The organism is Streptomyces sp. 2-1, assembly GCF_048564895.1.
Lineage (GTDB): Bacteria > Actinomycetota > Actinomycetes > Streptomycetales > Streptomycetaceae > Streptomyces > Streptomyces phaeochromogenes.
Genome location: NZ_CP183383.1, coordinates 846,350 through 860,557, shown reverse-complemented (window position 1 = coordinate 860,557; position 14,208 = coordinate 846,350). Strand labels below are relative to the sequence as shown.

The 14,208-nt window shown below is 71.1% G+C and carries 11 protein-coding genes; 4 read left to right on the top strand and 7 right to left on the bottom strand.

The window, feature by feature from the left end; all coding sequences use genetic code 11:
* Positions 1–28 precede the first annotated feature (28 nt).
* Positions 29–481 carry a hypothetical protein gene (locus tag ACN20J_RS04005; RefSeq protein ID WP_189841798.1) on the top strand — a complete coding sequence of 151 codons (453 nt, stop codon included), beginning with the start codon at positions 29–31 and terminating at the stop codon, positions 479–481.
* 84 nt (positions 482–565) lie between these two features.
* On the opposite strand, the gene ACN20J_RS04000 is transcribed toward ACN20J_RS04005, so the two are convergent.
* A complete protein-coding gene (locus ACN20J_RS04000; RefSeq protein ID WP_419665241.1) occupies positions 566–2,212 on the bottom strand; it encodes an alkaline phosphatase D family protein in 1,647 nt (548 codons plus the stop codon).
* Positions 2,213–2,768: 556 nt separating this feature from the next.
* Between ACN20J_RS04000 and ACN20J_RS03995 the strand changes: the two genes are divergently transcribed.
* The gene (locus tag ACN20J_RS03995; RefSeq protein WP_189841800.1) at positions 2,769–3,419 is read left to right on the top strand and encodes a DUF4360 domain-containing protein; all 651 of its coding nucleotides are present in this window, start codon (positions 2,769–2,771) and stop codon (positions 3,417–3,419) included.
* A 252-nt stretch (positions 3,420–3,671) separates the two neighbouring features.
* Complete coding sequence (locus ACN20J_RS03990) at positions 3,672–3,932, top strand: hypothetical protein (protein ID WP_419665240.1); 261 nt, start codon at positions 3,672–3,674, stop codon at positions 3,930–3,932.
* A 48-nt stretch (positions 3,933–3,980) separates the two neighbouring features.
* Here the strand turns inward: ACN20J_RS03990 and ACN20J_RS03985 are convergent, their stop codons facing one another.
* The 3 genes from ACN20J_RS03985 to ACN20J_RS03975 all read right to left on the bottom strand — a co-directional run bounded on the left by ACN20J_RS03985 (position 3,981) and on the right by ACN20J_RS03975 (position 6,993).
* Positions 3,981–4,502: a hypothetical protein gene (locus ACN20J_RS03985; RefSeq protein ID WP_189841802.1), complete on the bottom strand. Its 522-nt coding sequence runs from the start codon at positions 4,500–4,502 to the stop codon at positions 3,981–3,983.
* Positions 4,503–4,911: 409 nt separating this feature from the next.
* Positions 4,912–5,619: a 2-phosphosulfolactate phosphatase gene (locus ACN20J_RS03980; protein ID WP_190231287.1), complete on the bottom strand. Its 708-nt coding sequence runs from the start codon at positions 5,617–5,619 to the stop codon at positions 4,912–4,914.
* Positions 5,620–5,766: 147 nt separating this feature from the next.
* Positions 5,767–6,993 (bottom strand): NlpC/P60 family protein, encoded by a 1,227-nt coding sequence (locus tag ACN20J_RS03975; RefSeq protein WP_419665239.1) that lies wholly within the window; start codon positions 6,991–6,993, stop codon positions 5,767–5,769.
* 426 nt (positions 6,994–7,419) lie between these two features.
* On the opposite strand from ACN20J_RS03975, the gene kstD reads away from it, so the two are divergent.
* Positions 7,420–9,252, top strand: a complete 1,833-nt coding sequence (gene kstD / locus ACN20J_RS03970; RefSeq protein WP_361914733.1) for a 3-oxosteroid 1-dehydrogenase — start codon at positions 7,420–7,422, stop codon at positions 9,250–9,252.
* Positions 9,253–9,277: 25 nt separating this feature from the next.
* Here kstD and ACN20J_RS03965 read toward each other — a convergent pair whose 3' ends face one another.
* The 3 genes from ACN20J_RS03965 to ACN20J_RS03955 are packed head-to-tail and all read right to left on the bottom strand — an operon-like array spanning position 9,278 to position 14,114.
* Positions 9,278–10,576 carry an alpha-glucoside ABC transporter substrate-binding protein gene (locus ACN20J_RS03965; RefSeq protein ID WP_362000204.1) on the bottom strand — a complete coding sequence of 433 codons (1,299 nt, stop codon included), beginning with the start codon at positions 10,574–10,576 and terminating at the stop codon, positions 9,278–9,280.
* The gene (locus tag ACN20J_RS03960; protein ID WP_419665238.1) at positions 10,573–11,787 is read right to left on the bottom strand and encodes a hypothetical protein; all 1,215 of its coding nucleotides are present in this window, start codon (positions 11,785–11,787) and stop codon (positions 10,573–10,575) included. The genes ACN20J_RS03965 and ACN20J_RS03960 overlap by 4 nt, the downstream gene beginning before the upstream one ends.
* Positions 11,784–14,114 (bottom strand): tetratricopeptide repeat protein, encoded by a 2,331-nt coding sequence (locus ACN20J_RS03955; protein ID WP_419665237.1) that lies wholly within the window; start codon positions 14,112–14,114, stop codon positions 11,784–11,786. Before ACN20J_RS03955 ends, ACN20J_RS03960 begins: the two co-directional genes overlap by 4 nt.
* Positions 14,115–14,208 lie beyond the last annotated feature (94 nt).

Sequence of the window (14,208 nt, the reverse complement as noted above, 5' to 3'; positions counted from 1 at the left end):
CCGTCACCGGACCGCCATGGAGGCCACGATGCAGATCCCTTCGCTCCCGTACCGCGATGAGCACACCACCGTCGTCGAGGCGGGAGTCGATGACGTGTGGCGCAGTCTGGGCGAAACCCTGGACCGGTCCTTCTCCCGCCCCGGCGCGAACCGCTACGCACGGCTGGTCGGATGCGCCGACCGCACGGCGTCGGGTCCGAGGCCGCTCGCCGAGGGCTCGACGTTTCCCGGGTTCCGGGTGGCCGCCGCGGTCCCGGGGCGGGAGCTGGTCCTCGGCGGGCGCCACCGCTTCTCGTCGTACGCGCTGATCTTTCGCCTGGAGCCCGCGGGCCCGGGCCGGTCACGGTTGACCGCCGAGACCCGGGCCACCTTTCCCGGCCCGGCAGGCGGCCTCTACCGGTTGCTCGTCCTCGGGACAGGAGGGCACGCGGTGGGTGTGCGGCGCCTGCTCGCGGCGGTCCGCCGCCGGGCCGAGTCATGAGGGCCGCCGGTCGCAGGCACAAGCACGGGCACAGGCACAGGCACGCACACAAGCACGCGCACAAGCTTGGGCACGTGCACGGGCTCAGGCGGGCTTGAGCCCCTGATCGCCCGCTTCGGTGACGAAGGACGCGGCGGTCGTGATCGGAGCCCCGGGCGTGGTGACGGCGGACACGGTCTTGAAGTCCGCCCGGGCCGCCTGGGGTGTCAACTGCACTCTCACGTAACCGCGTTGACCGTTGTAGAACTTCAGGTGGGGGTTGGCGGACAGATAGGTGGCCCAGTTCGTGGGTTTAACGATGCCGTCCATGCCGCTGGCGATGGAGGGCGTGACGATCTCCGTGCCGAGGGTCCTGGACGAGGGGTTGTCGAAGTCGTCCTTGATGTCGAAGGCGTACCCGACGTGCACGTCCCCGCTGAGCACCATCAGGTTGTCGATGCCCGTCGCCCTCGCCCCGGCCAGGACCCGGTCGCGCGAGGCCCGGTAGCCGTCCCAGGCGTCCATGGACACCTTGGCGACAGGGCTGAGGTCCAGCTTCCGCTGGGAGAAGCAGACCTGTTGCGGCAGCACGTTCCACACGGCGTCGGAGGTGCGCCATCCGTCGAGCAGCCAGCGTTCCTGGGCGGCACCGGTGATCGTGCGTGCCGGGTCGTCCGACTCCGGGCCGGGGATGTGCGGCCGGTCGTCGTAGGCCTGGTTGGAGCGGTACTGGCGGGTGTCGAGGACGTCGAACTGCGCCAGCGTGCCCCAGTGCAGACGGCGGTAGAGCTGGGCGTCGGGCCCGTTGGGCAGCTGGGAGGCGCGCAGCGGCTGGTTCTCCCAGTGGGCCCGGTAGGCTGCGGCGCGCCGCAGCAGGAACGCGGCCGGCGGGGTGCCGTTCTCGTCGCTGTCGGCCGCGTAGTTGTTCTCCGTCTCGTGGTCGTCCCAGGTGACGACGAACGGGTGCATGGCGTGCACGGCCTGCAGGTCAGGGTCCCGGTGGTAGAGGGCGTAGCGCAGTCGGTAGTCCTCCAGCGTCACCGTCTCCCGGTTGAAGAGGTCGGGCAGGACACGGTCGGTGTACTTACGGGCGCCGCCGGCGGCGTCGACCGCGTACTCGTAGAGGTAGTCGCCGAGGTGGAAGACCACGTCGACGTCGTCGCCCGCGAGATGGCGGTGAACGGTGAAGTACCCCTCGTGGTACGCCTGACAGGACACGGCGGCGAAGGTGAGCGCGGAGGCGGGGCCGAGGGCGGCGGGAGCGGTGCGAGTACGGCCCGTCGGGCTGATCCAGGTGCCCGTCCGGAAGCGGTAGTAGTACACGCGACCGGAGGCGAGACCGTCCACCTCGACGTGCAGGGTGTGGTGCACCTCGGGGTGGGCGATGGCGGCGCCGCGCCGGACGATCGTGCCGAACCGCTCGTCGTCGGCCACCTCCCATTCGACGACGACACGCTGCTGGGCCAGGCCGCCGTCGGCCTCGTACGGCTCGGGCGCGAGCCGTGTCCACAGCAGGACGGAGCCGGGCCACGGGTCGCCGGAGGCGACACCGAGCGTGAAGGGGTCGTCGGCGATCCTCGCCGCGTCGAGCTCGGCGGCGCTCGCGGCGCCTGTGGCGGGCAGCTGTGTGCCGAAGGCGAGCGCGGCGGCTGCCGCGGTGACGGTCAGGAAGCGGCGGCGAGCGAGATGGCGCGCTGCCGCACGCAGTTCGGGGGCGTGCTGCGACGACGGACTCTGGCGGCCCGGGGGCATGGCTCTATCCCCTCACGGTGATGGCGCAGGGCAGCCCCGGCAACGGACGCTGCGGGGCTTGTGAATGCTAATCAGATAAAGATCATGAACCCGGCAGGCGCGGCCTCGCGAAGCGCGGGCGGCGTAACGGCCGAGGCTCGCCGAGGGCCCACCGGCCCGGTGCGGCGCGCGGAACGCCGACCCGGTACGCCCGGGGCGCGCGGCCGGAAGGGCGCGATGTCGGGGACTCGTGGCTTGGACGAGAAGCCCCGTGGCTTGGAGAAAGAGGCCACTGTGGCTTGGAAGACAGCGAGGAATGGCCGGAGTTCGCCCTGGCTGCTTCCACCGGACGTACATACGATGCGACCGCTCCGGTCTTCACAGCTCCTTCACAGGGCCGGGGTTCATACGGTCATGCGTTTGGCATGTGCATGACTGCTACACGGCTGTGCTCGACGTCTGATCCAACGCACCTGGTCCGCGACGGCTCTTCGCGCATGCGAAGGCCGCACCCCCCAATTCGCGGCGGGACACGTTCGCCCGCCGCCGGAACACCGACGCAACGGATTGGAGCACCATGGCTGGTGCGATGCTTCTGAGCGGTGCCATTGCCGCTCTCTTCGCCACCGCACTCCCCGCGCACGACCCGTCAACCGGGATCGTCGACCCGCCCCCGGACAAGATCGTCATCAAGGTCGCCACGGTGAACGGCTCCGGCTGCCCCCAGGGCACCGCCGCCATCGCCGTGTCCCCGGACAACACCGCGTTCACGGTGACCTACAGCGACTACCTCGCCCAGGTGGGAGGCAACTCGGACCCCACCGCGTTCCGCAAGAACTGCCAGCTCAACCTGACGGTCGCCGTGCCGGGGGGCTTCACGTACGCCATCGCCAGCGCGGACTACCGCGGCTTCGCCTCGCTCAAGGCGGGGGCGACCAGCACCGAGAAGGCCTCGTACTACTTCCAGGGTTCGCCGAACACGGCCTCCATCACGCACCCCTTCAGAGGCCCCTACGACGACAACTGGCAGGCCACGGACACGACGGAGTGGGCGCAGCTCGTCTGGGCGCCCTGCGGTGTGCAGCGGAACTTCAACATCAACACCGAACTCCGTGTGAACGCGGGCACATCCGCTCCCGGCAGCACCAGCTTCATGACCATGGACTCGACCGACGGTGACATCAGCACGATCTATCACCTGGCCTGGAAGGAGTGCCCCAGCTCCTGACCTGACCGCCTTGGCCGGCTCCACCGCACCGGAGTCGGCCAAGGCGCGGCATCAGCGCGCCTACGCCCCGATCGGCGTTCGTGGCCGCCGACCGGATATGTCGTCCGGCCGAGGGATACGTCGCCCGGTCCGGCGGAAACATCGTCTGGTCCGATGAGAACATGGCCCCGAACGAGGGGTGATTGCTCGCTCGATCCGGTGCCCCTGGTGGGTGAGGGCGTACCACCGGCGCACGCGCCCCGTTGCACGGACATGGACAGCACATTCGCCACAACGGGGCCCTTCCTGGGCCGCGAGGGTCAGGACCGGCCGTCCGTCGAACTTGCCGGTGCCCATTGGACGGACCCGCCCATCTACGCGGCGCTGGTCGCCGACTGGCAGGCCCGCGGACGCGTGGTCCCCCGGCGGCACGAGGCGCGTCGGCCCGGCTTCGCCTCCCTGCGCGTCACCGACGTTCGCCTCCCCGGTCCCGGCCGCCGTCGAGACGACGGTCAGGGGTCGAGCGGGTCCTGAGAGGCTCGGCCCGGGACCCGGCTCGGCCGGTCGTCCGGTCAAGCCGGCTCAGCCGAGGCGGTCGCGACCCGCCCCGGGAGGCACCGCGTTGCCGACAGGGCGTGCCCGTTCCCCGTTCACCAGGGCGGAGAGCATCTCGGCGGCCTGATGGAGTGCCACTTCCAGGGCGGTCGGGAGATGCAGGGCGCCCTGGCCGTCGGGCGGAACCAGCCAGCGCAGCGTGCCGCTTGTCCGGCGGGGCGACGGCACGGCGATCCAGGATCCCTTCCCGGAGTAGCGGATGTCCTGCCCCACCCAGTAGCTCTCCGGGTCCGGAGGAAGGAAGAACCCGACCCGGTGGGAGCCGAAATCAGCCAGCGTGGGGCCGGGCATCGGCAGCGGGAGGCGCAGCAGGGCGTCCAGGGCGAACAGGCCGATCTCCTCCGGAACGCTGAGGACGTCCCAGAACCGGCCGGCCGGCAGCAAAGCGGCGCCGCTCGCCCCGTGTTCCCATTCGCGCTTGCAGGCCCGGGGGTCCACCGCGGCTGCTGCCAGCCACTCCACGGCTTGCTGGTGGGGAGCGCTTCTCATGTCTCTCCTCTTCGACCGCTGGTCCGTGGTGAGCGGACAGTGATACCCCCTCCGCGGGCGCGGCTCCGTGTGCAATTCCCGAGGCGATGCCCAGAGTCATATTCGTAGATATATCTATCCAGTGGAAGGGGTGGCGCGCCGTGGCGTTTGTCCGTAGAACACCCGAACTTCGGACGCGAGTACGATCCTTATGTGTGCGTGGGAGCGTCGTCGCGATGGCCGCGTTCGCCTCGCCGGCCCTGGTGGCGCGAACCTGCCGTCGAAGTCTCCTTCGACGCTTCCGATTTCCCCGTTTCGGGCCTTCTCGCTCCGGGCTTCCTCGTAGAGACCCGTTGGCGCCGCTGGTGAAAACCGCGCGCAGCTTGAACTACGGCGCCGGGGAGTTCCTGGGTCCCGTCGATGCGGATGACTACGACGGCTGACGGATGTGCGACCCGACGGCCGGGACCGTCCGCCTACGCAGGACCATGAGTGAGCCCTCCAAGGTCGCCACCATGGCGAAGGGGAACCGGTCGAGCTCAAGACAGAGCTCGACGTCATCGGGATGGACTCCTTGGCGCACCCCCTTGGCCAGTTCGGAGGCGGCGCGTGACTGGGCGCCGCGGCGGAGGAATTCAGCGGCATCCGTCCCAGGCTCGGTGACCCTGCGGGCGATGTACTGAGCGCACGCCAGATCTTCGTCGGCCTGCCCGTCCTCGCCGGTAACCACGAACGTGACACTGTCACTCCCGCGGGCACGCAAGAGCTGAGCCGTCGCCTCCGCCACCACGAAGCTCGCGCACAGCACCAGCGGCGCCTCCTTGACCGCCAGGGCGCCGACCGTTCCGGCCGTGGTCTTCTGCACGACGGTCCGTCCGCCGAGGTCGATCGACCGCAGCAGGCCGGGGGAGTTGACGGCGTCGAACCCGGGCGCGGGCGGTCCGTCCTTGAGCGCCACCCACTCCGGGTGGCGGGTCTTGAGCGCCAGGGCTTCGTCCAGCGACTCGGCGAGAACGATCTTCTCCGCCCCCTGGGCAAAGGCCCAGGCGGCCACGGTGAAAGCCCGCATGACGTCGACCACGACCGCCACTGACGGAGTGTCGACCAGATCGGCGATGCCGAGGAAACGAGTGTCCATTCGGATCATGATCGCGCATGGCCGACCCGAAGCACCCGGGGAGTGGTACGCGTCGTATCGCCGGCAGCCCGCGCGGAGCGGCCGACCGGATCCGGGGGTGGAAGGGGCCACTCCCGGACCCGGCCGGCCTGGCTGTCGGCGGGTCGGTCAGAACCAACCGGTGCACGCGATGGCGCCGCCCGGGCCGTTGGTGCCGCAGGCCCGCATGACGAGGCCGGCGTCGTTCCACTGGGTGGTGTACGCGTCGTTGCCCGAGGTGATGGTGGTGAAGCCGAGCATCGGGGACCAGGTCGCGCCCCCGTCGGCGCTGCGGTCGACCCAGATCTCGTCACCGGGCGCGCCGCCGGTGATACGACCCCAGGCGCACTCGGTGGTGCCGTTGTAGCGCAGCTCCACCGTGCGGCCGAAGACGGTGGTCGACTTGGCCGTCCAGGCGCCCGTGGAGTTGGGCTCCGTACCGTCGCCGCAGGACGTGTTGTCCTCCGCGCCGGCCAGTGTCCCGCCGATCTCCGGGAAGTCACCGCACGACGGCACATCCTTGAGCACGGCCGGACCCTGGACGAACAGGTTGCTGATCCAACTGTGGTAGTCCGGCAGGAACGACCAGACGTTGTTCACCATGCCGTCGACCGTGGCCCGCTCGCCCACCCGCTGGCACAGCACCCGAGTCTGTACGGAGATGCCGTTGCCGTTGGTGAAGTTGATGCGGCTGCTCGTGTTCGAGTCCTGCCGCAGGTTGGGCTGACCCCAGGTCTTGTGGTACGAGCCGCGGCCGTCCCAGGACCAGACCATCGGAGTGACGTCGGCGTGCGGGCGGAACGCGCCCTGGTAGCGCTCCCAGCGCGCGCTGATGTTGTTGACCTGGATCTGCGCGCCCGACTGCGGCGCCTCGACCATCTTGCCGTTGCCGAGATAGATAGCGACGTGCGTCGGGCCGAGGCCAGTAGGGCCGAAGTACATGATGTCGCCGGGCAGCAGGACACCCGACCCCTGCGACTTCAGGAACTTCGTGTGCGCGTACCCGGGTGCTGCGAAGGTCGCCTGCGTCGTGCGCTCGGTGATGAGGTCCCGGCCGGTGGCCTTGTACCAGGCCCAGCGCACCAGACCGATGCAGTCGAAGCTCCACAGCTCCGGGTCCGCGTACGACGCGGGGTCCGTGCGGTCGATCTGGCCCTGGCTCGGACCGGGCAGGCCCTGTGCGTGACCGCCACCCCAGGCGTACTGCTTACCGACGTACCGGCACGCCACCTCGACGGCCGCCTCTGCCGCCGCGCTCGCACCGGACTGGAGCGGCGCGCACCCCGCGGCGGCGGTCGCCGGCGTGGCCGAGACGGCCGGCAGACCGAGGCTCACCACCGTCACGAGCGCGGCCACGAGGAGCCGTACCCGGCGACCCCATGAGCGCGCGCCCCACCCCGGTACGCCGAATCCCGTTCCCCCAAATCCCGTTCTCCCGGAGCCGGTCCTTCCGGACCCTGCTCTTCCGGCCCCTGTTCTTCCGGATCCTGCTCTTCCGGTTCTTCGGATTCCGCGAACTCTGTAGATCACGGCACGCACTCCCCCTGGTCTCGGTGGCCTCCCGCGAACGTACGGACTCCACCCGCCTGCCGGTCCCTGTCATCTGTCAGGATGCGACCCGCCCGCGCGCCCGCTCCCGGCCGCGGGACCGGCGTGCCTCTTGACTTCACAAGACCCTCGCGCCAGATTCCTGACTCCGCATCAGAACCGGGACCCCACAGGCCAGTTGCCTCCCGGGGCACAGCACGTCCTCGTCTTCCATCGCCCTGTTGGAGTGCTGCCATGTCGACAACCGCGGATCCTGCGAGACGTACCGAAGCCACCTCACGACCCGGCCCTTCACAGCCCGGTCCTTCACTTCCCGGCCCGTCGCGGCGCCGGGTGCTCGGCGCCGCGACGGCGGGCGGGCTCGCCCTCGCGGCCGGCCTCCCGAGCGCCGCCGACGCGGCCGCACTGCCCCTGCTCGGCACGTACGACGTCGTCGTGATCGGATCAGGAGCGGCGGGGATGACCGCCGCGCTCACGGCCGCGAAACAAGGACTGAGCTGCGTCGTCGTGGAGAAGGCGGCCACCTTCGGCGGTTCGGCCGCCCGCTCCGGCGCGGGAATCTGGATCCCGAACAACCCGGTGATCCTCGCCGCAGGCGTTCCCGACACCCCGGCGAAGGCCGCCACCTACCTGGCCGCGGTGGTCGGCCCGGACGTCTCCGCGGCGCGACGGCAGGCCTTCCTCGGCCAGGGCCCGGCCATGATCTCCTTCGTACTGGCGAACAGCCCGCTGCGCTTCCGTTGGATGGAGGGGTACAGCGACTACTACCCGGAGCTGCCCGGCGGGCTGCCGGGCGGCCGTTCCATCGAACCCGCCCAGCTCGACGGGAACATCCTCGGCGCCGAACTCGCCCGGCTGAACCCGCCGTACCTGACGGTTCCCAGCGGCATGGTCGTCTTCAGCGCCGACTACAAGTGGCTCGCGCTCTCCGCGGTCAGCGTGAAGGGCGCCGCCGTCGCCACCGAATGCCTCGCCCGCGGCACCAGGGCGGCCCTCCTCGGCCAGAAGCCCCTCACCATGGGCCAGTCACTGGCGGCCGGCCTGCGCGCGGGACTGCTCGCCGCCCAGGTGCCGGTCTGGCTGAACACCCCGCTCACCGACCTGTACACCGAGAACGGAACCACCGCGGGAGCGGTCGTCACGAAGAACGGCACCCCGGGCCTGATCAGGGCCCGGCACGGAGTGATCGTCGGCTCCGGCGGCTTCGAGCACAACGCGGCCATGCGCGCCCAGTACCAGCAACAGCCCATCGGCACCGAGTGGACCGTGGGAGCCAAGGAGAACACCGGCGACGGAATCCAGGCGGGCCGCCGGGCCGGTGCCGCGCTCGACCTGATGGACGACGCCTGGTGGGGCCCGGCGATCCCGCTGCCCGACGAGCCCTACTTCTGCCTGGCCGAACGCACCCTGCCCGGCGGGCTCCTCGTCAACGCCGCCGGAGCCCGCTTCGTCAACGAGGCGGCCCCCTACAGCGATGTCGTACACACCATGTACGAGCGCAACGAGACCGACCCCGACATCCCGGCCTGGCTGATCGTCGACCAGAACTACCGCAACCGCTACCTGTTCAGGGACATCGCACCGACGTTCACGTTCCCCGACGCCTGGTACACGTCAGGTGCCGCCCACAAGGCGTGGACCCTCGACGCCCTCGCCGCGGGAATCGGTGTGCCCGCGGCCGCCCTGCGGGCCACGGTCAACCGCTTCAACGGCCTGGCCCGCAACGGCACGGACACCGACTTCCACCGCGGCGACAGCGCCTACGACCACTACTACACCGACCCCGCGATCCTCCCCAACTCCTGCCTCGCACCACTGTGGTTGGCCCCCTACTACGCCTTCAAGATCGTCCCGGGTGACCTGGGCACCAAGGGCGGTATGCGCACCGACGCCCGGGCCCGCGTGCTGCGCCCGGACGGATCCGTCATCCCCGGCCTGTACGCCGCCGGGAACGCCAGTGCGGCGGTCATGGGCCACAGTTACGCCGGCGCGGGCTCGACGATCGGACCGGCGATGACCTTCGGCTACATCGCGGCACTGGACATCGCGGCAGCGGCCCGGGCCTGAAAGCGCGAGGTTCGGGTCCGCCGCGTCACGCGCAGATGTCCTCGGGCGGCCGGAACGAGCGGTCGTCCGCCGACTCCTCGTCCACCTGGGCACGCACGGTCTCCAACTGCCTTAGCAGCGAGGCGAGATGCTTCTCCGCGGGGTCCCGGAAGAACTCCAGGACCGCGCGGTGGAAGGCGTCCCGGAGCTCGGGCGGCATCACGTCCGAGGCGTCGAAGCAGAGGGTACGGGCGCGTGAGTTGAGCAGGCCGTCGATCTCCTGCTCGATCGGGTTCGCGGACTCCGTGGCCGGCAGGCCGGTGGTGTTCGGGAACAGCGGGCGCACCGCCGGGTCCGCCTCCGCCTGCCAGCGCTCCCGGCCTGCCGGGCTCGACAGCCGTTCCACCAGTTCCTGGGCCGCCGGGTCGTCGCTGAAGACGGCGGCCATGTCGCCCGCGACCTCGTACGCGTCGCGGTACTCGGCCGACCCGCCCAGGAACCGGGCCGACGGTTCCACCCGGACGTCGTCGCCCGCGTACACGTACCGGATGAAGGCACTCTGGTGCTCGTGCGTGCAGTCGAAGCCGGGGGAGGCGAGCAGCCCGAGGGGTTCGTCGGGCCCGGGCGTGCCCTCGTACGACGTGGTCAGGGATCGCTCGATCGACTTCGGGGAGCGGTCACCGAGCAGCCCCGCCCAGGTCGTCCAGGCGCGTCGCACGGCCGGATCGCGCCAGCTGAGCCGGCTGGTGGCCCACTTCTCGTAGACGTCGGGGCCCGCCTGGTGGAGCAGGATGTCCTCGATCCAGTCGGTGCCGGGCCAGCCGGAGGTGGCCTGCGAGGCGAGCCCGATGCACCAGGTCGGATCGTCGCTGGACGTACCCTCCTTGCTCCACACCAGGCTCTTCAGATCGACCTTCAGCGGCACCCAGTACGTGCGGCGCTTGTTGTCCACGAGGAGTGTCGGTGCCCAGGGCGCGTACGCGCGCTCGGCGGCCTCCTCGACGAGGGGCTTCAGCTTGTCGCGGCGCGCGTACTCCGTGAGTTCGCCGATGCTGTTGAGGATCGCCACGTCCGGTGGGGCGTCCGCCTCCAGCTGCGAGACGAGCGTCTCGCGCAGCGAGCGGGTGCCCTCGTACGTGTACGTCCTGCCGGTCCCGTCGTCGAGCCGGTTCAGGGCCGCTTCGAAGGCGTTGCCCTCCTTGCCGGTCCACGGGCCCAGCACGACGAGCGGGTCGGGGGTGTCCGACGTACAGCCGGGGACGAGGGTGAGCAGACAGACCGCGAGGAGGATGCGGAGGCCACGGCCGACGGCACGGTTCACGGGTCGGTTCACAGGTCGGTTCACGACACGGCTCCCGGGCGGGCGACGACCAGATACTCGCGCCGGTAGGCGTGCAGCGCGGCGCCGGAGACGACCGCGCCGACCAGGCCCGCGGGGAACACGAAGGGCGCGACGCCGTCCAGGAAGGCGAGCCGCCCGCTGGACAGCCCGTCGTCGATGCGTGCCTGCAGCACCTCGATGGCCTGCGGATCAGGGCCGTCGAACGGGCGCTCCTCCGCGATCGTCTCCGTCCGGGGCGAGGTCCGAGTCGCGAGCGCGTCCGCCACGGGGACGGCCTCCTTCTGCGCGTGCCGCGCGAGCAGCGCGTCGGTCGTCAGGAGCGGTACGGCGAGCAACGGCAGCGCGGCGACCGCCAGCGGAACACTGAGCCGGATCCGGAAACGACGCCGCAGGAACAACACCGTGCGCCAGAGCCCGGCGGCGAGCAGCACCAGGGCGAGTCCGCAGACCACGGCGGCGACGAGCACGGGCGCGCTCCAGGCGGCCCGGTCCACGAGCCGCTCCCGCAACTGCCGTTCGAGCCCCGCGACCCGGTCCACGATGGAGGTCGCGGCGGAACCGACCGTGGGGCTGCACGGCGGATAGCGGTCCTGCCGGTCAGCTGCGGCGACCGGCGTCGAGCAGAGCATGCTGCGCGCGTACGTCAGCTCCGCGTCCCGCAGCACGGGGTCGGCCACGTGGTTCTGGGCCCGGCCGATCCAGCCCGTGTAGTCCACCACCAGCGCGGACACCACGCGCAGTTCCTGTTCCTCGGCCACGGTCAGGGCTCCGCTGCGCGTGACCTGGTTCAGGCTCTGCGTGGCCCGCGCCACCCGCGTCCGGTACCGCTCGCTGAGCCCGCCCAGCTCGGCGGCCTGTTCTTCGGCGAGGTTCTCCTCGGCCTCGCCCTGCGCGATGAACAGTGACGCCTTGGCGTTCGCGAGTCCGACCAGCGCGGGCGCCAGCCGGTCCCGTACGTACGCGGAGTCGTCCCGCACACCCGAGTACGCCCATCCGAGCGATCCGAACGCCACCACGGCGAGCAGCGGCAGCGCGACGAGCCGCTCCCGCAGATAGGCGCGGTTGCGACGGCCGGCCGCCGACGGCCATATGTAGAGCCAGACCCGGCGGGCGAGTTCGGCCGCGACGAGACGTGCCGCCCGCGCGGCACGCAGGACGCGTGCGGGCGGTGCGGCATCGTCCCCCGCGGTCTGCGGGCGCGCGGCTTCAGTCACTCGCGGTCCGTCCGGGCGCTCTTCCCGGGTGCCGGCGTCGAGGGCGGTTCCGGTGGTGGTGTCGGCGTACGGGCGATCGTCCTGAGCCAGGTCGTGACTCTCTTTCCGAGCCATGGGCTGTCCCTGTGGTGTCGGAAGGCGAGCGGACGGACCTCGTAGGCGCGGTCCAGCAGAGTCTCGGCGACGGCCGCGTCCTCGGGCGAGGCGGAACGGGCGGCCTGGTGGGCGAGGGTGAGATAGAGGCGGGAGAGGGCCTTGCGCAGACCGGGCCCGTCGGACGGGAGGCCGAGCCGTTCGTCGGCGCCTGCGGCCAGTGCGGCCAGGCCCGCCGCGTCGACGGCACCCCGGGCGAGCGCGCCCTGCACGGCCTCCCACACCTCCGCCGTCATACGGACCCGGGCCTGCTCGTCCGTCAGCCCGTGTGCGTGGAAGAGCCGGGCCAGCCGCTCCAGCACCTCGCGGAGCCGCTCGGTCACCTCGTCGGGGCGCTCGGCGGTCCGCACGTGCTCGACGCAGACGCGAACGGCGGCCGTGCGTGCGGCAGTTCGGTGCCGTGAGTGCTGCGGAACCACGTCCAGGGCCCGCACGGCGTCGTCCCAGGCCCGCTCGCCGCCCAGTGCCAGGCGCGCCCGTACCGCGCCGAACGCCGCACTGCCCAGCGACGGATTGCGCAGTCGGACGGCCTCGTAGAACGTCAGCGCCTCCTGCCACCGGCCGAGCCGTTCGGCGCAGTAGCCGAGCGCGAGTTTCGGCGCGTACTCGCCAGGGATCGCCGCGAACACCTCGTCGAAGTGCCCCCGGGCCGCGGCCACTTGGTCCCGGCCGAGTGCGAGCAGCCCACGGTGCCAGCCGAGCCGCCAGTCATGAGGTGCGCGCTCGGCGCCGATCAGCGTCTCGGCGGACCGCAGTTCACTCTCGGCGGCAGCCGTCCCGCCCCCGGCGCCCCGCAACCGCAGTCGGCAGCGCAGCAGATGCACTTCCGGCGAGTCGCGCCAGTCCCCGGTGTGCTGCAGTAGCGCCTCCGGCGCGGCGTCGGCCAGCCTGCTCAACTGCGCGTGGTGGTAGTCGTGCCGGTCGGGCCGAGGTACGGGCAGCCGCTGCGCGGCCTCGGAGGGCGACGGCGGCGCGTACGGGGCGGGGGCGTTCGGCGTGGCCCACCGGGCGAGGGGAGGCGCGGATCCGAGGGCCGCGTCCAGCGCGTACGACGACTGGAGGAAGAGCGGCGACGGTTCGAAGGTCTCGAGGCCGGTCCGCAGGGACCGTAACTCCCGGAATACTCCCCGCAGTTGCTCCTCCATCTCCCGTGCGGTGGCGAACCGCTCGGCCCGCTCGCTCCGGGTCGCGCGGTGCAGCACCCGGGCGAGCGACACCAGCCCGAGCCCCACGGGAGGGGGTGCCGTCATCGGATACGTCTGCGCGGTCTCGGTCTCGCCGCCCGGTGCGCCGAGCCCGCCGATCACGTCCAGATGGCCGAGTTCCGCCAGATCGTCCGGCGATCCGCCGAGCCCGCTCAGCCGCCGCAGCGTCTCGCCCAGGCTGAACAGGTCGTCCTGGCCGGTGGATTCACCGCTGCGCCCGACGTTCGGCGCGCGGTACCCCTCTGTGGTGTGGCCGGGCAGACCGGCCATGCGGACGCTTCCCACATCGATGATCTTCGTGGTGGTGCCGTCGTGCATGACATTGTCCGGTTTGAGGTCGCCGTAGACCTTGCCGGGCCAGTCACCGTGCAGATACCCGAGCGCGGCCAACAGCCGTATCCCGTAGGCGAGTACGAACTCGTGGAAACGGCCGCCGCCGAATTCCCCCGGGTTCACCTGAGCCCGCGCCCGCACTTCCTCCAGGGTGAGCCCGTCCACGTACTGGAGGACGAGGAAGTCCCCGATCTCGGGATGGTGGCCATAGTTGAAGACACGGATGATGTCGTCGTGGCTGAGGTCGACCAGCGCCCGCCGTTCCTGTGCCAGGGCCTCCGCCGCGGCTGCCGCCTGCTCGCCGCGCAGCACCTTGATCGCCACCTCGCGGTTGTCGACCTTGGTGTCGAGCGCGAGGTACACCTCGCCCATACCGCCGTAGCCGAGGGGGCGGATCATCCGGTACTGCCCCGCGAGCATGTGCGGCGGTGGCAGTGGCAGGCCCGCCGGGTCGCTTCCACGGGAGGCGGCGCGCTCCAGCAGCGTGATCGAGGGCAGCAGGACGGGATCTGGACTCTCCTCGGGCAGCTCGACGCGCGCGGCCCGCAGGATCACCGGTTGCTGTGGCGCGATGAAGAACGGCTCGCTGGATTCCGGGAGTTCACCGGTCGCACCTCTGTCCGCAGCCCCGTCCATGCGTCCTCAGAATAGACGCGGGGGCCCTGAATGGCCCCGGACCGAGGCGAAGATGATGTGCGGAAGTGACCCGAGGAGGCGTCCCACAGCCTGC

Excerpts from the sequence above, each read along its gene's own strand:
- ACN20J_RS03990 (WP_419665240.1), top strand. The coding sequence starts at position 3,672 with ATGGACAGCACATTCGCCACAACGGGGCCCTTCCTGGGCCGCGAGGGT.
- ACN20J_RS03955 (WP_419665237.1), bottom strand. The coding sequence starts at position 14,114 with ATGGACGGGGCTGCGGACAGAGGTGCGACCGGTGAACTCCCGGAATCC.
- ACN20J_RS03995 (WP_189841800.1), top strand. The coding sequence starts at position 2,769 with ATGGCTGGTGCGATGCTTCTGAGCGGTGCCATTGCCGCTCTCTTCGCC.
- ACN20J_RS04000 (WP_419665241.1), bottom strand. The coding sequence starts at position 2,212 with ATGCCCCCGGGCCGCCAGAGTCCGTCGTCGCAGCACGCCCCCGAACTG.
- kstD (WP_361914733.1), top strand. The coding sequence starts at position 7,420 with ATGTCGACAACCGCGGATCCTGCGAGACGTACCGAAGCCACCTCACGA.
- ACN20J_RS03985 (WP_189841802.1), bottom strand. The coding sequence starts at position 4,502 with ATGAGAAGCGCTCCCCACCAGCAAGCCGTGGAGTGGCTGGCAGCAGCC.
- ACN20J_RS04005 (WP_189841798.1), top strand. The coding sequence starts at position 29 with ATGCAGATCCCTTCGCTCCCGTACCGCGATGAGCACACCACCGTCGTC.
- ACN20J_RS03980 (WP_190231287.1), bottom strand. The coding sequence starts at position 5,619 with ATGGACACTCGTTTCCTCGGCATCGCCGATCTGGTCGACACTCCGTCA.